Origin of the sequence: Streptomyces palmae, assembly GCF_004684805.1 — a bacterium.
In the GTDB taxonomy this organism is placed as follows: Bacteria; Actinomycetota; Actinomycetes; order Streptomycetales; family Streptomycetaceae; genus Streptomyces; species Streptomyces palmae.
Genome location: NZ_SRID01000142.1, coordinates 1 through 15,854, shown reverse-complemented (window position 1 = coordinate 15,854; position 15,854 = coordinate 1). Strand labels below are relative to the sequence as shown.

At 72.5% G+C, this 15,854-nt stretch carries 18 protein-coding genes and 2 pseudogenes; 7 read left to right on the top strand and 13 right to left on the bottom strand.

All coding sequences use genetic code 11. The annotated features are described in order from the left end of the window. Positions 1-116, bottom strand: a pseudogene (locus tag E4099_RS16540) (helix-turn-helix domain-containing protein); the annotation flags it as partial. A 129-nt stretch (positions 117-245) separates the two neighbouring features. Here E4099_RS16540 and E4099_RS16535 point away from each other — a divergent pair. Then, the gene (locus E4099_RS16535; protein WP_209446635.1) at positions 246-758 is read left to right on the top strand and encodes a carboxymuconolactone decarboxylase family protein; all 513 of its coding nucleotides are present in this window, start codon (positions 246-248) and stop codon (positions 756-758) included. Between the two features lie 294 nt (positions 759-1,052). Here the strand turns inward: E4099_RS16535 and E4099_RS16530 are convergent, their stop codons facing one another. Next, the gene (locus E4099_RS16530) at positions 1,053-1,493 is read right to left on the bottom strand and encodes a YybH family protein (protein ID WP_135339831.1); all 441 of its coding nucleotides are present in this window, start codon (positions 1,491-1,493) and stop codon (positions 1,053-1,055) included. 63 nt (positions 1,494-1,556) lie between these two features. Between E4099_RS16530 and E4099_RS16525 the strand changes: the two genes are divergently transcribed. Next, on the top strand, positions 1,557-1,970 hold the full coding sequence (locus tag E4099_RS16525; RefSeq protein WP_135339830.1) for a winged helix-turn-helix transcriptional regulator: 414 nt from the start codon (positions 1,557-1,559) through the stop codon (positions 1,968-1,970). Between the two features lie 68 nt (positions 1,971-2,038). Here E4099_RS16525 and E4099_RS16520 read toward each other — a convergent pair whose 3' ends face one another. Then, positions 2,039-2,623: a hypothetical protein gene (locus E4099_RS16520; protein ID WP_135339829.1), complete on the bottom strand. Its 585-nt coding sequence runs from the start codon at positions 2,621-2,623 to the stop codon at positions 2,039-2,041. A 317-nt stretch (positions 2,624-2,940) separates the two neighbouring features. Here E4099_RS16520 and E4099_RS16515 point away from each other — a divergent pair, with 317 nt between their 5' ends. Then, positions 2,941-3,882 carry a MerR family transcriptional regulator gene (locus tag E4099_RS16515; protein WP_135339828.1) on the top strand — a complete coding sequence of 314 codons (942 nt, stop codon included), beginning with the start codon at positions 2,941-2,943 and terminating at the stop codon, positions 3,880-3,882. A gap of 1 nt (position 3,883) precedes the next feature. On the opposite strand, the gene E4099_RS16510 is transcribed toward E4099_RS16515, so the two are convergent. The 9 genes and pseudogenes from E4099_RS16510 to E4099_RS16470 form a co-directional block, all read right to left on the bottom strand. Beyond that, positions 3,884-4,702, bottom strand: a complete 819-nt coding sequence (locus tag E4099_RS16510; RefSeq protein WP_135339827.1) for an ABC transporter permease — start codon at positions 4,700-4,702, stop codon at positions 3,884-3,886. 169 nt (positions 4,703-4,871) lie between these two features. After that, on the bottom strand, positions 4,872-5,816 hold the full coding sequence (locus tag E4099_RS16505) for an ABC transporter ATP-binding protein (protein ID WP_167828401.1): 945 nt from the start codon (positions 5,814-5,816) through the stop codon (positions 4,872-4,874). Further along, positions 5,813-6,250, bottom strand: coding sequence for a lasso peptide biosynthesis B2 protein (locus E4099_RS16500; RefSeq protein ID WP_135339826.1), 438 nt, complete (start codon positions 6,248-6,250; stop codon positions 5,813-5,815). Before E4099_RS16500 ends, E4099_RS16505 begins: the two co-directional genes overlap by 4 nt. After that, on the bottom strand, positions 6,247-6,534 hold the full coding sequence (locus E4099_RS16495; protein WP_135339825.1) for a lasso peptide biosynthesis PqqD family chaperone: 288 nt from the start codon (positions 6,532-6,534) through the stop codon (positions 6,247-6,249). Before E4099_RS16495 ends, E4099_RS16500 begins: the two co-directional genes overlap by 4 nt. Beyond that, the gene (locus E4099_RS16490; RefSeq protein ID WP_135339824.1) at positions 6,531-8,369 is read right to left on the bottom strand and encodes an asparagine synthase-related protein; all 1,839 of its coding nucleotides are present in this window, start codon (positions 8,367-8,369) and stop codon (positions 6,531-6,533) included. The genes E4099_RS16495 and E4099_RS16490 overlap by 4 nt, the downstream gene beginning before the upstream one ends. 21 nt (positions 8,370-8,390) lie before the next feature. After that, positions 8,391-8,516, bottom strand: coding sequence for a lasso RiPP family leader peptide-containing protein (locus tag E4099_RS16485; protein ID WP_245244908.1), 126 nt, complete (start codon positions 8,514-8,516; stop codon positions 8,391-8,393). Positions 8,517-8,904: 388 nt separating this feature from the next. Next, the gene (locus tag E4099_RS16480; RefSeq protein WP_135339823.1) at positions 8,905-9,027 is read right to left on the bottom strand and encodes a lasso RiPP family leader peptide-containing protein; all 123 of its coding nucleotides are present in this window, start codon (positions 9,025-9,027) and stop codon (positions 8,905-8,907) included. Positions 9,028-9,389: 362 nt separating this feature from the next. Then, the gene (locus E4099_RS16475) at positions 9,390-9,758 is read right to left on the bottom strand and encodes a helix-turn-helix domain-containing protein (RefSeq protein WP_135339822.1); all 369 of its coding nucleotides are present in this window, start codon (positions 9,756-9,758) and stop codon (positions 9,390-9,392) included. Then, positions 9,755-10,128, bottom strand: a pseudogene (locus E4099_RS16470) (type II toxin-antitoxin system RelE/ParE family toxin). The gene E4099_RS16475 and the pseudogene E4099_RS16470 overlap by 4 nt, the downstream one beginning before the upstream one ends. Before the next feature lie 88 nt (positions 10,129-10,216). On the opposite strand from E4099_RS16470, the gene deoC reads away from it, so the two are divergent. From deoC to E4099_RS16455, 3 genes are read left to right on the top strand one after another with little or no spacing between them, the layout of a single operon-like run. Then, on the top strand, positions 10,217-11,212 hold the full coding sequence (gene deoC / locus E4099_RS16465; RefSeq protein ID WP_209446636.1) for a deoxyribose-phosphate aldolase: 996 nt from the start codon (positions 10,217-10,219) through the stop codon (positions 11,210-11,212). Between the two features lie 7 nt (positions 11,213-11,219). Next, positions 11,220-12,653 (top strand): aldehyde dehydrogenase family protein, encoded by a 1,434-nt coding sequence (locus tag E4099_RS16460; RefSeq protein ID WP_135339821.1) that lies wholly within the window; start codon positions 11,220-11,222, stop codon positions 12,651-12,653. Next, positions 12,646-13,536, top strand: coding sequence for an aldehyde dehydrogenase family protein (locus E4099_RS16455; protein ID WP_135339820.1), 891 nt, complete (start codon positions 12,646-12,648; stop codon positions 13,534-13,536). Before E4099_RS16460 ends, E4099_RS16455 begins: the two co-directional genes overlap by 8 nt. Before the next feature lie 135 nt (positions 13,537-13,671). On the opposite strand, the gene E4099_RS16450 is transcribed toward E4099_RS16455, so the two are convergent. Beyond that, entirely contained in the window at positions 13,672-14,100 is a 429-nt protein-coding gene (locus E4099_RS16450; RefSeq protein ID WP_135339819.1) for a hypothetical protein, read from the bottom strand. Positions 14,101-14,228: 128 nt separating this feature from the next. Between E4099_RS16450 and E4099_RS16445 the strand changes: the two genes are divergently transcribed. Beyond that, a complete protein-coding gene (locus tag E4099_RS16445) occupies positions 14,229-14,858 on the top strand; it encodes an ATP-binding protein (RefSeq protein ID WP_135339818.1) in 630 nt (209 codons plus the stop codon). Positions 14,859-15,854 lie beyond the last annotated feature (996 nt).

The following is a 15,854-nucleotide window of genomic DNA, read 5'->3' as shown; positions in this document are numbered from 1 at the left end:
GTCTCCAGCAGGTGCCGGGCCCGCTCCACCCGCTGGCGTGCCAGCCACTGCCCCGGGCTGACCCCCACCTCCTCGCGGAAACGGCGGGTGAAGGTCCGTACGCTCATGGATTCCCGGCCCCAGCACTCGCAGGACCCATAGGCACCCCCAGGCACCTTCAACAACCTCCGCCCCATCGGTCACATCGCTGCGCCGCGATCCGTCAGAGCAGTGGCAACAACGCGAACCCCGAAGGGAAGAAGACGATGACCGAAGCAGCCCGTTCGACCACCGCGCAGGCCCCGATCCGTCCCCGGATGCTCCAGGACCCCCAGGAGCTCGTCCCCGAGCTGGCGGAGGTGTCGGCGGCGCTGTTCAAGGCCACCGGCAACCGCTCGATACCCCGGTCCACGATCAGCCTGGTCCAGCTGCGCGCCGGCCAGATCGTGCACAACACCTACCTGACCGTCCTGCACACGGGTTTCCTCCGCAAGGCCGGCGAGTCGGAGGAGCGGATCACCTCGGTGGCGTCCTGGCAGGACTCTCCGTACTTCACCGAGGCCGAGCGTGCCGCGCTGGCCCTGGTGGACGCCGTACTCCGGCCGTCCGCAGGCGGCGAGCGGGTCTCCGACGAGCTGTACGCCGAGGTGTCCGAGCACTACGACGACACGGCGCTCGCCACCTTGGCCATCGCGATCGGGCAGGTCAACTTCTTCATCCCCATCGCCCTCATCGCCAAGCCCGTCCCCGGCCGCTCGTTCACCGACCCCTGGGCCTGAACGTCCTGCCTGAGGGCCACCACGTGGGGCGCCCACCCGAGGCCGCCCCACTCAGGCCCCGAGGCCCAACGCCCGCACGGGCCACCCGGACGTGCCCGGCCGACCGGCCACGGTCAACCAGGGCGCGGCAACGGCGTTCCGGACGCATCGTTCCCGCGGGTAGGCGCGAGTGCGGGGGTCGCCGCACGTCCGCGGGAGCAGGTCCACGGACATGACGTCCTTGAGGCCAGGGACTTCGGGTGATGTTCGGTGTCGCCCGCACCGCTGGGCGGCGCCGAACATCTCGTGAGGCCGTCAAGCAGGCACCGCGATCGACTCGGAACCAGGTGACTCGGGGTCCTCGGCGAGGGTTTGCCGGGCAGCGGTGCCGAAGGGGTTGTCGATGGCGTACCGCCAACGGCCGTCCGGACCCCGCCGGGCGACATCGGTGGCCGTGCCCTCGACGTGCACAACCCGCCCCTCCGGATCGGTCCCGTCGATGACCCAGTCCACTATCAGCAGTGCCAGGTCCCCGTTGCGGTACACCTGCCGCGGGCGGACGACGATGGGGATTCCGAGCTTCTGCAGGCGGCCGTTGGCGGCGTGCAGGTCCGGTCCGCTCACCGGGGTGCCCGGCCGCGGGACCAGCACCGCCGCGTCCTCGTAGACCTGGGCCAACGCGACGGGGTCGCCGCTGTTGAACCGTGCGGCGAACACCGCGGGCACCTCTTCGGGGCGATCGGCCAGCTCTCGCATGATCGACAGACGTCCTTCCGGGCCGGGAGAATCGAAGTGCCCCACACGCTAGGAGGTCATCTCGTGGCTCACCGAACGGTTGGTCACCGGGCCGGACTCCCCGACGATCCGCGCGCGAACGTCACCGCGCCCACCCCCGAGTGCCCCGTGGAGATCGCGTTGGCGGCCCTGCACGGCCGCTGGACGACGCTGGTGGTCCGCGAGCTGCTGCGGGGCGACCTCTCCTACAGCGAGTTGCGCGCCGCCCTGCCCATGCTGTCGGACAAGGTGCTGTCCGACCGGTTGGCACAACTCGCCGAGGCCGGGGTCGTCGAGCGCGACCGCCGACCCGGCTGGCCGCCGCGCGTGCGCTACGCGCTCACCCCGAGCGGACTCCGCCTGGGCCCTGTCCTCCAGGCCCTGTGGGACTGGGGAGCGGAGGCCGCGGCAGGAGGCAGCGGGGCCGAGAGCCGCCGGGTCGCGGGCTCTCCTCGCTGACCGGCTCGGAACGAGGCATACCCCGTCCATGGCGAAGGCGGCCGACCGCCGCCTGGTTCCACGCGAATTCAGCGCAGGCGGAAAGGTGGACCCTGGGCGCAGCCAGGCGGCGTGTTGTTTCCACTCACGTCGAAGTCCGCGCAGGTAAGGAAGAGGTAGTTGAACTGGCCGAGCAAGAAGGCGAGAATTCCCATCACCGCCGTGATGCCGACAGCTCCGAAACGCTGAGCCGAGGGCAGTTCGTGATAGTCGGGCAGTAGAATTTTCGAAAGGAGCCAGGTCAGATACGGAGCGCTGAGGATCGTGATGACCACTTCGAGGTAATGGAGGTAGTGAAAGCCTTTGCTTCTTGGGGCCGCCATGCCCAGAACGATCCAGATCGATGGCAGCAGCAACGCAATCACACTGCTCCGGGGCACAGCGATCCTTCTGTGCAGCACCAGGCCGGAGAGGAGCACCGCTGTGGCCACCGCCCAGAGGGCCAGAACGTCATCGAAGAAGATGTCGTTGTACGCCCCCAACGTGAACGCCGGCCACCAGATGACCAACGTTCCGCCCGCTGCCGCTGTCGCGGTGGCCCGTAGAACGGAATGAATTTCGGGCAGACCTCGCCTGCCTCTCGGACTCGGATCACCGGGTTCCGCAGAGTCCATTCCCATTCCATCCATTCACCGTAAAGCCAGTGGAGCGAGCCCTTCTACCCGCTTCTTGTGCAACGTTCATCCAGATTTTCTGACGGTATAGGGGTGAGATCCCCGAGCGATAGCGACACGCCGTCGCAACAGCGGCCCTCCCACCGGTTCGCCATGGCCGCGGGGTTCCGGGCGAGCGGACCTGGGTGGAGTTCCGGGTGAAGGGGGATCCGGTGAGTGCCGGGGCGGGCGAAGCGGTGCTGGGGTTGGTCGGGGTGACGCGGCCCGTGAAGGGCACGGCTTGACTCTCCAGTGAGGGGAGACCTCAGGGTGGGGGCATGAACGGCGGCCCGCTCTACTCGATCGGTGACCTGGCCCGGCGTACCGGGCTGACGGTCAAGACCATCCGGTACTACTCCGATTCCGGACTGGTGCCGCCGACCGACCGCAGCCCGGCCGGCTACCGCCGCTATGACGCCGACGCCGCCGCCCGCCTCGACCTGGTGCGGACCCTGCGCGAGTTGGGGCTTGAGCTGGCCGCGATCCGGCAGGCGCTGGACCGGAAGCTCACGCTCCAGGAGATCGCGGGGGCGCACGCGGAGGCGCTGGAGGTGCGGATCCGTACGCTGCGCCTGCGGCGTGCGGTGCTCGCGACGGTGGCCAGGCGCGGGGCCGACCCACAGGAGTTGGATCTCATGCACCGACTGGCCACCCTCTCCGCCACCGAACGGCAGCACCTGGTCGCCGACTTCCTGGACGCGGCCTTCGGCGGCCCGGCCGGGGACGATCCCGGGGTCTCGGCCGTCAGGCGCTCGATGACCCCCGAGCTGCCGGAGGATCCGACGGCCGAGCAGATCGAGGCGTGGGTGGAGCTGGCCGAGCTCTGCCAGGACGCGGACTTCCGGGCCGGCCTGCGGCGGGCGTTCGAGCAGTACGCGGCCGACCGCGCCCGGGCCGGGGCGACAGGGGTGGTCCGCGACCCGTTCGCGACCGTACGCGAGCAGATCGGCCCCGCCCTGGCCGCCGGCATCGACCCGGCCTCGCCGCAGGCCGATCCGATCGTCGCGGCGGTCACCGCCCACTACGCCCGTACCGAGGGCCGTCCCGACGACGGCGAGCTGCGGCGGGGGCTGCTGGAACGGATGGAGGCCGCCAATGATCCGCGCCGTGAGCGGTACCTCCGGCTGCTCGCGGTGATCAATGGCTGGCCGGCGCCCGCGAGTCCGGCCCCGGCCCTCGACTGGTGCGCGCGGGCGCTCCGGGCGCGTACCGCGGCATAGGTCAGTCGGTCGCCTGGTGGCGGTCGAAGGAACGGGCGCCCAGGTACAGGGCGATAAGGCCGGTGAGCAGCAGGGCCGCGGTGTTCGCGGCGAGGGGGAGACGGCCGGCGCCGTCCGCGGTGGCTGGGTGGCCGGCCAGGGCGCGGATGGTGCCGTGGAGGGCGTCGCAGGCGTAGGCGAGGGGGTTGACCGCGGCCAGGGGGTCCAGCCAGCCGGGCAGGGCGGAGCGGGGTACGAAGGCGCCGGAGGTGAAGAGGAAGGGGGCGCTGGTGAGGCTGAGCAGGAGGGCGAAGGTCTCGGCCCGGCGGATCCGTACCGCGATGGCCGTGCCGAGGGCGGTGAGGGCGAAGGCGCAGAGGGTGAGTTGCGCCAGCAGGCCGAGGAGTAGGAGGGGGCGGTACGGCAGCCCGCCGGCGGGCGCGAGTGCGATCAGTACGGCGCCCTGGGCGGCGGCGCTGACGCAACCGCCCAGGCAGATCCCGCACAGCAGCGTGGTGCGCCGGGCGGGGGCGACCAGGGTCTCCCGCAGGACGCCGCTGTCCCGGTCGATGATCAGCCGGAAGCCGACGTTCAGCGCCGGGGCCTGGATGGACATCAGCAGGACGCCGGGGAAGAGGTAGGAGCGGTAGGAGCCGCCCACGGCGTGGTCCGGCACCAGGGTGGACAGGCCGCCGCCCAGGGTGAAGAGGAAGAGCAGCGGTTGCAGCATCAGCATCGCGACCTGACCCGGGTTGGCGGTCAGCCGCATCAGCTCGCGGAGTACGAGGGCGTGGACGGCGCGCAGTTCGCAGCGCGGGGCGGGGCCGGTGGAGGACGACATGGCGGGCTTCTCCACTGCGGAGGAGTGCGGGCGGGCGGTTGCCTCAGGCGGTCGCGGTCGGGTGGTCACTGCCGGGCGGGGTGCCGTCAGGCGGTCACCGGACGGTCGCGGTCGGAAGGTTGCCGCCGAACGGCCGGACCGGTCGCCGCCAGGGGGACAGGCGGTCGGGTCAGCTGATGTGGCGGCCGGTGTGGTGGAAGAAGACGTCGTTGAGGGTGGGGCTGGTGGCGACCGCGGAGTGGACCTGGAGGCCGCGGTCGGACAGCGTGGCGCACAGCCGGGGCAGCCAGCTGGCGGTGTCGGCCACGGGGACGGTCAGCGTCCCGTCGGGGCCGGGGTCGGCGTGCGGGCGCAGCCCGTGTGCCTCGTGCAGGGTGCGGGCGGCCTTGGTGTCGTCGCTGGTGCGCAGCCGGATGGTGGCGCGGCCCAGGGCGGCCTTGAGCCGGTCGGGCCGGTCCTCGGCGGCGATGCGGCCGTGGTCGATGATGGCCAGCCGGTCGCAGTGTTCGGCCTCGTCCAGGTAGTGGGTGGTGACGAAGACGGTGATGCCCTCCTCGGTCCGCAGGGTGCGCAGGTGCCGCCAGAGTTCGGCGCGGGCGGGCGGGTCGAGGCCGACGGTGGGCTCGTCCAGGAAGAGCAGGCGGGGCCCGTGCAGCAGTGCGCGGGCGATGTCCAGGCGGCGGCGCAGTCCGCCGGAGAGGGTACGTACCGGGTCCCGCCGGCGGTCGTCGAGGCCGACCAGGCGCAGGGCGTGGGCGGTGCGGTGACGGGCCTGGGCGCGGGAGAGGCCGTGCAGGCGGGCGCGGAGCTGGAGGTTGCGGGCCAGGGAGAGTTCGGGCAGCAGGGCGCTGTGCTGGAACAGGACGCCGATGCGGGCGCGTACCCGGTGCGGCTGGGTGAGGATGTCGGCGCCGGCGACGGTGGCCCCGCCCGCGGTGGGCCGGGACAGGGTGCACAGCATGGAGATGGTGGTGGACTTGCCCGCGCCGTTGGGCCCGAGGAAGGCAAAGACCTCGCCCGGTCGCACGGTGAGGTCCACCCCGCACACCGCCTGGTGCTCGCCGAAGGACTTGGACAGGCCGCGGGTCCGGATCGCGGGGGGCTCCTCCGTCACGGGTCGGCTCCGCGGGGCGGTGCCGGCGGGACGGTGATGATCGGGGTGTAGTAGTCGGCCGGGTGACGTTCGCCGATCGGGGCGCCGTCGGCCTCGACCCAGGCGTGGGCGCCGAAGGGCTGGGTGCGTACCCCCGTGTGCCAGGTGGGCCAGGTGCCGCGCATCCGGCACAGCAGCGCGGTGGCCAGGGAGCGCGGCAGGCACGCGGAGTCGGTGGCGCAGTGGCGGCTGACGGCGACGACCGCGTCGCGGGCGGCGAGGGTCTGCTCGGCGGTGGCGGGGCGTGCGCCGGTCCGTACCCGGGTCAGGACGCGGGTGACGCGGTGCGGGGAGCGGGTGGCCAGCAGGCGTGCGGCGGCGACCGCGAGGAGGGCCGCGGGGCGGTGGCGCCAGGCCACCGGAGGGCGTTCGGCCAGGGCCAGGTCGTGGCTCATGGGGTCTTCCCCGTCCGGGCGGGGGTGAGGGCGCCGGCCTCGGTCAGGGTCGTGAGGAAGGCGGTGACGTCGGCGGCGGCGCGGTCGGCGGCGGCCGGGTGGTGTGCGGCCAGTGCGGCGGCGGCCTCGGCCGCGGTGGCGCCGCGTCGGAGGGTGCGGGCGAGGAGGGTGGCGGTGGCGTTGAGCTGCCAGTACTGGCCGGTGCGCTGGTTGAGCAGCACGGCGCCGCCGGCGGTCTCGGTGAGGGCGATGTGGTCGCACAGGGTGAAGCGGCGTTCGCTCATGGGGCCGTCTCTCTCACGGTGTCCGGGCCCGGTGGCCCGGCCTGCTGGGCGCGGAGCCAGATCTCGCAGGCCAGGGTGGCGTCCAGGGGCATCAGGGTGGCCGCGGTGGGGTGCGGGCGGAGCAGGGCCTGGCGGCAGATGGCGGTGTCGATCAGGCCGTACCGGGCCAGGGCGGAGTCCTCCAGCAGGGCCAGCAGTTCGGCCCGGTGGCGTTCCAGCCCCTGGTAGAAGTCCGCGCTGAACTCGCCCTTGGTGGTGCGCTCCAGTACGGGCCGCGGGAGGATGCCGCGCGCCGCCTCGACCAGCAGCGGCTTGTACCGGCCGGGCTGGTTGCGGTCCTCCGGCCGCACCGCCAGCGCCGCCTCGATCACCGCGTCGTCCAGGTACGGCATGGTCAGCCGGGCCCCGACCGCCGCGGTGAGGTCGGCGGCCGGACCGAAGATGACACCGGCCGACCGGGCCTGCATCAGCACCTGGTGCTGTTCGCGGCCGGGCGCCAGGGGGTGTGCGGCTTCGGCCGCGTTCCGCAGCATGCTGCGGGCGGCGGCCACCGCGTCGGGGCTCGCCCACTCCGGCATCCGCATCGACCAGGTCCAACCGGTCCGCAGGGCGCGCGGGTCGACGGGGAGCGGGTCGGTCAGATGGTCGGCGTGCCACCGCAGTTCCCTCGCGGGGGTGCGGCGGTCGGTCAGCGCCTTCGCCACCGCCGGCCAGGACGCCCGGGCGAGCGCCCGGTAGCCGCGAGCGCGGCGCAGCGCGGTCAGCGGGCGGCGGCCGGCCAGGTCGCGCAGATGGCCGTGGCCGCCGGGGCGGAACAGCTCGTCCCCGCCGTGCCCGGCCAGATGCAGCCGCGAGCCCTGGGCCGCCATGGCGCGGGCGATGTGCTCGATGCGCCCGGCCGACCGCACCCAGGCCGGCGGTTCGCCCCGGGCCCAGGTGGCCCCGCCTGCCGCGTCGGGGCCCAGCCCGGCGAACATGGCGACCCCGTCCTTCGGATCCACGACATGGCGGGCACGCGGCAGCCGGGCCGCGGCCAGCCGCGCGTACCGGGCGTCGTCGTTGCCGGTGTCGCGCTCCGCCCACCGGTAGGTCACCAGGTCCACGGGCTCCGCGGCGGCCAGGAACGCCAGGGTGGTGGAGTCCATCCCGCCGGACAGGTCCGTACTGACGGTGCCGCCGGCCGCGGTCCGCGCCCCCACGGCTCCGGCCAGCGCCGCACGGACCACGGGGGCGCCTTCGGCCAGGGTCAGTTCCGCGTCCGGGGGGCTCCAGCGGCGGTACGCCGAGGCGCTTCCGTCGGCGTCCAGCCTCAGCCAGTGGTCGGCCGGCACCGCCTCGACGCCGCACCAGGGCACGGTCTCCTGCAGCGGGTAGGGCATGGCCACCGAGGACAGCCGCACCGCCAGCCACCGCTGGTCCCAGTCGGCCCCGGTCAGGCAGGCCAGCACCCGGGCATGGCTGGCGGCGACCATCGCCTTGCCCGCGCGGGCGTGGAAGACCCGGCGGACGGCCCCCAGCGTCCCCTGGACCCGTACCTGCCCGGCCAGCGAGACCACCAGATGGTGGCAGCCCGGCAGTCCGGACAGCGGTCCCACGTCGGCCACCGACCGCGCCCGCGCCAGCCGCCTCCCCAGCCCGGCGGCGGTGACCGCGTGGTCCCCGGCCACCACCGCACGTGCCTCGCCCGCCGCGGCCACCATCAGGGCGCCGTCCGGCCAGCAGCCCATCAGCCACGGTCTGCCCGAGGCGTGATCGACCACCCGCGAGACATGGGGACGCAGGGCGCGAGCCGCCGCGGAAGCCGCCTCACCATCGGGCAGAACGGCGAACCACATCGCGCTCGACACCCTTGCCTGCTACGAGTACGTCCGAAGGATGCTGTCGGAGATGTCGCCGGCCAAGCTGCCCTTGGTCACCTCGGCGAACTCCCCCGCCTCCACCATCACCGGAGGCTCGTAGACCTCCACGCTCTCCTCCACCATGAGGGCACTCCTTCCTTTCCGGTCCGCAGGCCGGCGGACGCCGGTCTGTACGGAGCACCCCACATGGTCCGGCCCGCACCTTGAGTTCCAGTTGACGGGAGATCGTTAAGATTGTCGCCATTGGACACTTATGCCTGAGCCAGTCACCCAAGGCTCAATCCCACCCAGCGATGGTGACCGCACCGTCTCCGGCCACCACCGCACGTGCCTCGCTCATCCGCGGCCACCGTCACGGCACCGCCGGATCAGCGGCCCATCGGACACCGACCCGTCCGGCGGACACACGCCCCACCCACGAGGCATGGGAACGCGGGACGCGAGTCGCCGCGGGAGGCCGTCTCGCCGTCAGGCAGCACGGCGACCACGCGCCACTCGCCCCCCTGATCCGCTAGATGATGTCGTACAGGACCCCGTCAGGGTTGAACCCGAGCTGCCCCTTGGTCACCTCGGCGAACTCTCCCGCCTCGACCATCATCGGAGGCTCGTAGACCTCCACGCTCTCCTCGACCATGAGGACACTCCCTTCTCTGATCCGCCGGCCGACGGCTGCCGACCTGTCCGGAGCACCGGGAATGGTCCGCTTGGCCCCTCAAACGCCACTTGATATCGGATCGCGCCTATATGGCCGCTCTTGACCGTGGGCGGTAAGGCCGTCTCCTCCACGTCCCCGGCATGCGGTCGTCTTGGCCGGATACGGAAGGGGGCCTCGATGGTGGTGCCGGCGACCGGCCGCCCCCCTGGTGAGCCCCGGAACGGGGTTCGTCACCGGCCAGATCATCTACGTCAACGGCGGGTCGATGGGCCGAGCCGGACCGGCACGGACGCCCGGCCCCGCCTCCACCCGGCGCCCTCGGCGCGGGCCCGCTCCCCCGTTCAGGCCGCCGACGCACCACCGCCCGGCCCACTCTTCTCGGCGGAACGATCGCCGTGGGGGGTGAAGACGAAGGCCGAGTCGTCGCCGTCCAGCCCAATGGTCAGTGCGGCGTCCAGGGCTTTGGCCAGGCGAGTGAGAAGGGGGAGGGTGGGGACTGACTCACCACCCTCGATGTTGGAGACCTGCGACTGCGTCATGTCGGCGCGACGTGCCAGCTCGGTCTGCGACAGGCCGAGTTCTGTACGCCGGTCGTACACGGCCTGGCCGAGCGCGAATCCATACCCTGCCTCTACGTACGCAGGGGACTCCTCAACCGTTTCACCCAGGAGCTTCCTGGCCCTGCGGGTCTTCCACTGCGAGTGGTTCACTGCCCCTCCTCCTTCTCTCGCTCATAGCTGTGCCCAGCAGGGCCGTGGGCCGCCTCACACACCTCCTGGGCCCGCCGAGCGCGTTCGACCTCGGCAGACTCGCGCTGGCGGGTCTTCCGGAACACCGTTAGGAAAACGATGCGCCGCCCGGGCGCAAGCCAGTAGGTCATGCGCACAGCATTGCCGTCCATCGCGAAGCGCAGCTCGCGCACCTTGCCGCCGAGATGGCGGGAGTAGGGCTCCGCCAGGGTGGCGGTTGAGCCGCAAGCATGTCGGCGGCGCGCTCGACCCTGTCGTACTGGGCATCGGGTAAGAGCTCCAGCCATCGCCCTACTTCCGGCTCGCCCTCGATCCGCCAAGGCACGTCCACGCCTCGACGATACAGAAATCGATATAGGGCCGTCCGGCCATCGGGGATGACAGGCAGCTACGCGCGTAGATATGCTCACCTGGTGACCATGCCCACCACAGTTCCCGCATACGGCAACGAGGCCGCGGAGCGACTGGCGCCGATGGCGGATGTGACCGCCTCGGACGCCGCGCTGCGCCGCTTCCTGCACGGCCTGCCGGGTGTCGACGCGGTCGGCCTGCAGGCCCGGGCCGCGACCCTCGGCACCCGCTCGATCAAGACCACGGCGAAGGCGTACGCCATCGACCTCGCCATCTCCATGATCGACCTGACGACGCTCGAAGGCGCGGACACCCCGGGCAAGGTCCGGGCGCTGTGCGCCAAGGGCGTCCACCCCGATCCTACCGACCAGACCGTCCCGCAGGTCGCCGCGATCTGCGTGTACCCGGACATGGTGGCCACCGCCAAGGCCGCCCTGGCGGGCTCCGGCATCCATGTGGCCTCCGTGGCGACCGCCTTCCCGGCGGGCCGGGCCGCGCTGCCGGTGAAGCTGGCGGACACCCGGGACGCGGTGGCGGCCGGGGCGGACGAGATCGACATGGTGATCGACCGGGGGGCCTTCCTCTCCGGGCGGTACATGTCCGTCTTCGAGGAGATCAAGGCGGTGAAGGAGGCCTGCCGCCGCGCGGACGGGACGGCGGCCCACCTGAAGGTGATCTTCGAGACCGGCGAGCTCCAGACCTACGACAACGTGCGCCGGGTCTCCTGGCTGGCGATGCTCGCGGGCGCGGACTTCATCAAGACCTCGACCGGCAAGGTCTCGGTGAACGCCACCCCGCCGGTGACGCTGCTGATGCTGGAGGCGGTGCGGGACTTCGCCGCCGCCACCGGGGTGCAGGTCGGCGTGAAGCCCGCGGGCGGCATCCGTACGACCAAGGACGCCATCAAGTACCTGGTGATGGTCAACGAGACGGCCGGGGACGCCTGGATGACCCCCGACTGGTTCCGCTTCGGCGCGTCGAGCCTGCTCAACGACCTGCTGATGCAGCGCCAGAAGCTGAGCACCGGGCGCTACTCCGGCCCCGACTACGTGACGGTGGACTGATCCGACCATGAACGCATTCGAGTACGCACCCGCGCCCGAGTCGCGCGCGGTCGTCGACATCGCCCCGTCCTACGGGCTCTTCATCGACGGCGAGTTCGTCGACGCGGCCGACGGCAAGGCATTCAAGACCCTCTCCCCCGCCTCCGAGGAGGTCCTCTCCGAGGTGGCGCAGGCCGGCGCCGAGGACGTGGACCGGGCCGTGAAGGCGGCCCGCCGGGCCTTCGAGAAGTGGTCCGCGCTGCCCGGCGCCGAGCGGGCCAAGTACCTGTTCCGGATCGCCCGGATCATCCAGGAGCGCTCGCGCGAGCTGGCGGTGCTGGAGTCGCTGGACAACGGCAAGCCGATCCGCGAGTCCCGCGACTTCGACCTGCCGACCGTCGCCGCGCACTTCTTCTACTACGCGGGCTGGGCGGACAAGCTCGACCATGCCGGCTACGGAGCCGATCCCCGGCCGCTGGGCGTGGCCGGGCAGGTCATCCCGTGGAACTTCCCGCTGCTGATGCTGGCCTGGAAGGTCGCCCCGGCGCTGGCCTGCGGCAACACCGTGGTCCTCAAGCCCGCCGAGACCACCCCGCTGTCCGCGCTGTTCTTCGCGGACGTGTGCCGCCAGGCAGGGCTGCCCCAGGGCGTGGTCAACATCGTCACCGGTGACGGCTCCACCGGCGCCGAGCTGGTGGCGCACCCGGGCATCGACAAGGTGGCCTTCACCGGCTCCACCGAGGTCGGCAAGGCCATCGCGCGCACGGTCGCGGGCACCCGCAAGAAGCTCACCCTGGAGCTGGGCGGCAAGGCGGCGAACATCGTCTTCGAGGACGCCCCCATCGACCAGGCCGTCGAGGGCATCGTCACCGGCATCTTCTTCAACCAGGGCCATGTCTGCTGCGCGGGCTCCCGGCTGCTGGTGCAGGAGTCGATCCAGGACGAGCTGCTGGAGGCGCTCAAGCGCCGGATGTCCACCCTGCGCGTCGGCGACCCGCTGGACAAGAACACCGACATCGGCGCGATCAACTCCGCCGAGCAGCTGGCCCGGATCACCGCGCTGGCCGAGGCGGGCGAGGCCGAGGGCGCCGAGCGCTGGGCCCCGTCCTGCGAACTGCCGGACACCGGCTACTGGTTCGCCCCCACCCTGTTCACCGGGGTCACCCAGGCGCACCGGGTGGCGCGCGAGGAGATCTTCGGCCCGGTGCTGTCCGTCCTCACCTTCCGCACCCCGGCCGAGGCCGTGGAGAAGGCCAACAACACCCCGTACGGGCTGTCGGCCGGCATCTGGACCGAGAAGGGCTCGCGCATCCTGTGGATGGCGGACCGGCTGCGGGCCGGTGTGGTGTGGGCCAACACGTTCAACAAGTTCGACCCGGCCTCGCCGTTCGGCGGTTACAAGGAGTCGGGCTTCGGCCGCGAGGGCGGTCGTCACGGTCTGGAGGCGTACCTCGATGTCTGACGCACGGCTGAGTGTCCTCAAGACCTACAAGCTGTTCGTCGGGGGCAAGTTCCCCCGGTCCGAGAGCGGGCGGGTGTACGAGGTGACCGACTCCCAGGGCAAGTGGCTGGCGAACGCCCCGCTGGCGTCGCGCAAGGACGCGCGGGACGCGGTCGTGGCCGCCCGCAAGGCATTCGGCGGCTGGTCGGGCGCCACGGCCTACAACCGCGGCCAGGTCCTCTACCGCGTCGCGGAGATGCTGGAGGGCCGCCGCGAGCAGTTCGTCGCGGAGGTCGCGGACGCCGAGGGCCGCTCCGGCAAGAAGTCGGACACCGCCAAGGCCGCGGCCCAGGTGGACGCCGCCATCGACCGCTGGGTCTGGTACGCGGGCTGGTCCGACAAGATCGCCCAGATCGCGGGCTCCGCGAACCCGGTGGCCGGGCCGTACTTCAACCTGTCCACCCCCGAGCCCACCGGCGTGGTGGCGGTGCTGGCCCCCCAGGAGTCGTCCTTCCTGGGCCTGGTCTCGGTGCTCGCCCCGGTGATCGTCACCGGTAACACCGCGGTCGTGGTGGCCAGCGAGAAGTCCCCGCTGCCGGCGCTGTCGCTGGCCGAGGTGCTGGCCACCTCCGATGTGCCGGGCGGCGTGGTCAACGTGCTCTCCGGCCGCACCGGCGAGCTGGTCGGGCCGCTGGCCGCGCACCAGGACGTGAACGCGATCGACCTGGCGGGCGCGTACGGGGAGCTCCACGGCGAGCTGGCGGTGGCCGCCGAGAAGGCCGCCGCGGACAACCTCAAGCGGGTGCTGCGCCCCGCCGAGGTGGACTGGGCGGCGGCCCCGGGCACCGACCGGATGCTGTCCTTCCTGGAGACCAAGACGGTCTGGCACCCCATCGGGATCTGACCCGCGGCCGACCAGGCCCCGGGCACGGCGGGCGGATCGCGCACGGATCCCCTCGCCCGCATGGCGGCGGCCCCGCACCGGCTGATGAGCCGGTACGGGGCCGCCGTCGGCGTACCCGGACGGGTACGGCCCGGGTCAGGGCAGGAGGCCCACCGCGTCGCCGACCACCGGCAACTGGCCGACCGAGTTGCCCCGGGCCACCGGGCCGGTGACCGCGCCGCTGCTCACCGGCTTGAAGTCGGACACCTGGGTGCCGACCGTGTTGCTCAGCGGATTGACCGGGGTGTTGGCCATCGGGTTGGTCCGCAGGTTGCGGAGCGGGCCGATCGCGTAGTGCAGCGCGGGCGGGCCGTCGATCCCCTTGCCCTTGACCATGGTGGTGTCCAGCGCCTTCAACGGGGTGCGCACCCGCACCTTGTCGGGCTGGGTGCTGGAGTTGGCCGCCGACGCGGCCTGGGCACCTCCGGCGACCAGTGCCGCGCCGGCCGCGGTGAGGGTGAGGCCGGCGCGCAGCAGGGCGCGGGCGCGAGCGCGGGAGGGGGTGGGACGAGCTGATGAGGCCATGGGCCACCTGCCAGACGGTCGTGTTGCGTAGTGGAACGACTGCGCAGCGTAGTTGAGAAAAGTCGGAGGCGTCACTCCGCGGACCCAGGGGGTCCCCCGGGCGGCCCAATGCCTCACACTGGTGTTCCGTGACTTCACATCCCGTACCCGCCCGCGTCATCCTGCTGTCCGGTCCGTCCGGTTCCGGGAAGTCGTCACTGGCCGCCCGTACCGGGTTGCCGGTGCTCAACCTCGACGACTTCTACAAGGACGGCGACGACCCCACGCTGCCGCAGCTGCCGGGCGGTGGGGGCCCCGACTGGGACTCCCCGCTGTCCTGGGACGCGGAGGGCGCGGTGGCGGCGGTGGAGTCCCTGTGCCGCACCTCGCGAGCCGGCGTGCCGGTCTACTCGATCGCCGCCAACGGCCGGGTGGGCAGCGAGTTCATGGACATCGGCCGCACCCCGCTGTTCATCGCGGAGGGCATCTTCGCCGCGGACATCATCGAGGCCTGCCGGGAGCGGGGCGTACTGGCCGACGCGCTGTGCCTGCGCGGTCGCCCCAGCACCACCTTCCGCCGGCGGCTGGCCCGGGACCTGCGCGAGGGCCGCAAGTCCGTCCCGTACCTGGTCCGCCGCGGCCTGCGGCTGATGCGTACGGAGCGCGACGTGGTGGCCCGGCAGACGGCCCTGGGCGCGCACCCCTGCGGCAAGGACGAGGCGATGGGCCGCATCGCCTCGGCGGCGGCCGGCCGACGCCATCTGACGGTGGAGGCCTGACCGTCGGGAGGTCGGGCCGCCCGCCGGCGCCGAACGCACGGAAGCGGGTCCGGACAGGCCCCCCGGCTGTCCGGTCCCGCTTCGATGCGCTCCCGCCATTCCCCCGAATGACGGGCCCCCGTGCCTCAGGCCCTCGTTTCCCCCGTGGGCCTGATGGTGCGCGGACCCTCGTATCCCCCGTGGGCCCGGTCTTGCGGTCGGGTCCTCGTATCCCCCGTGGACCCGGTGTTGCGGTGCGGGCTCTCGTATCCCCCGTGAGCCCGGTGTCGCGCTCAGGCCCTCGTATCCCCCGTGGGCCTGGTGTCGCGCGCGGGTCCTCGTATCCCCCGTGGACCCGGTCTTGCGGTCGGGCTCTCGTATCCCCCGTGAGCCCGGTGTCGCGCTCAGGCCCTCGTATCCCCCGTGGGCCTGGTGTCGCGCGCGGGTCCTCGTATCCCCCGTGGACCCGGTGTTGCGGTGCGGGCTCTCGTATCCCCCGTGAGCCCGGTGTCGCGCTCAGGCCCTCGTATCCCCCGTGGGCCTGGTGTCGCGCGCGGGTCCTCGTATCCCCCGTGGACCCGGTGTTGCGGTGCGGGCTCTCGTATCCCCCGTGAGCCCGGTGTCGCGCTCAGGCCCTCGTATCCCCCGTGGGCCTGGTGTCGCGCGCGGGTCCTCGTATCCCCCGTGGACCCGGTGTTGCGGTGCGGGCTCTCGTATCCCCCGTGAGCCCGGTGTCGCGCTCAGGCCCTCGTATCCCCCGTGGGCCTGGTGTCGCGCGCGGGTCCTCGTATCCCCCGTGGACCCGGTGTTGCGGTGCGGGCTCTCGTATCCCCCGTGAGCCCGGTGTCGCGCTCAGGCCCTCGTATCCCCCGTGGGCCTGGTGTCGCGCGCGGGTCCTCGTATCCCCCGTGGACCCGGTGTTGCGGTGCGGGCTCTCGTATCCCCCGTGAGCCCGGTGTCGCGCTCAGGCCCTCGTATCCCCCGTGGGCCTGGTGTCGCGCGCGGGTCCTCGTATCC

What these genes read in the sequence shown, in the direction of transcription:
- E4099_RS16535 (WP_209446635.1), top strand. Translation starts at nt 246, where the DNA reads ATGACCGAAGCAGCCCGTTCGACCACCGCGCAGGCCCCGATCCGTCCC.
- E4099_RS16530 (WP_135339831.1), bottom strand. Translation starts at nt 1,493, where the DNA reads ATGCGAGAGCTGGCCGATCGCCCCGAAGAGGTGCCCGCGGTGTTCGCC.
- E4099_RS16520 (WP_135339829.1), bottom strand. Translation starts at nt 2,623, where the DNA reads ATGGACTCTGCGGAACCCGGTGATCCGAGTCCGAGAGGCAGGCGAGGT.
- E4099_RS16515 (WP_135339828.1), top strand. Translation starts at nt 2,941, where the DNA reads ATGAACGGCGGCCCGCTCTACTCGATCGGTGACCTGGCCCGGCGTACC.
- E4099_RS16510 (WP_135339827.1), bottom strand. Translation starts at nt 4,702, where the DNA reads ATGTCGTCCTCCACCGGCCCCGCCCCGCGCTGCGAACTGCGCGCCGTC.
- E4099_RS16500 (WP_135339826.1), bottom strand. Translation starts at nt 6,250, where the DNA reads ATGAGCCACGACCTGGCCCTGGCCGAACGCCCTCCGGTGGCCTGGCGC.
- E4099_RS16495 (WP_135339825.1), bottom strand. Translation starts at nt 6,534, where the DNA reads ATGAGCGAACGCCGCTTCACCCTGTGCGACCACATCGCCCTCACCGAG.
- E4099_RS16490 (WP_135339824.1), bottom strand. Translation starts at nt 8,369, where the DNA reads ATGTGGTTCGCCGTTCTGCCCGATGGTGAGGCGGCTTCCGCGGCGGCT.
- E4099_RS16485 (WP_245244908.1), bottom strand. Translation starts at nt 8,516, where the DNA reads ATGGTGGAGGAGAGCGTGGAGGTCTACGAGCCTCCGGTGATGGTGGAG.
- E4099_RS16480 (WP_135339823.1), bottom strand. Translation starts at nt 9,027, where the DNA reads ATGGTCGAGGAGAGCGTGGAGGTCTACGAGCCTCCGATGATGGTCGAG.
- deoC (WP_209446636.1), top strand. Translation starts at nt 10,217, where the DNA reads ATGCCCACCACAGTTCCCGCATACGGCAACGAGGCCGCGGAGCGACTG.
- E4099_RS16460 (WP_135339821.1), top strand. Translation starts at nt 11,220, where the DNA reads ATGAACGCATTCGAGTACGCACCCGCGCCCGAGTCGCGCGCGGTCGTC.
- E4099_RS16455 (WP_135339820.1), top strand. Translation starts at nt 12,646, where the DNA reads ATGTCTGACGCACGGCTGAGTGTCCTCAAGACCTACAAGCTGTTCGTC.
- E4099_RS16450 (WP_135339819.1), bottom strand. Translation starts at nt 14,100, where the DNA reads ATGGCCTCATCAGCTCGTCCCACCCCCTCCCGCGCTCGCGCCCGCGCC.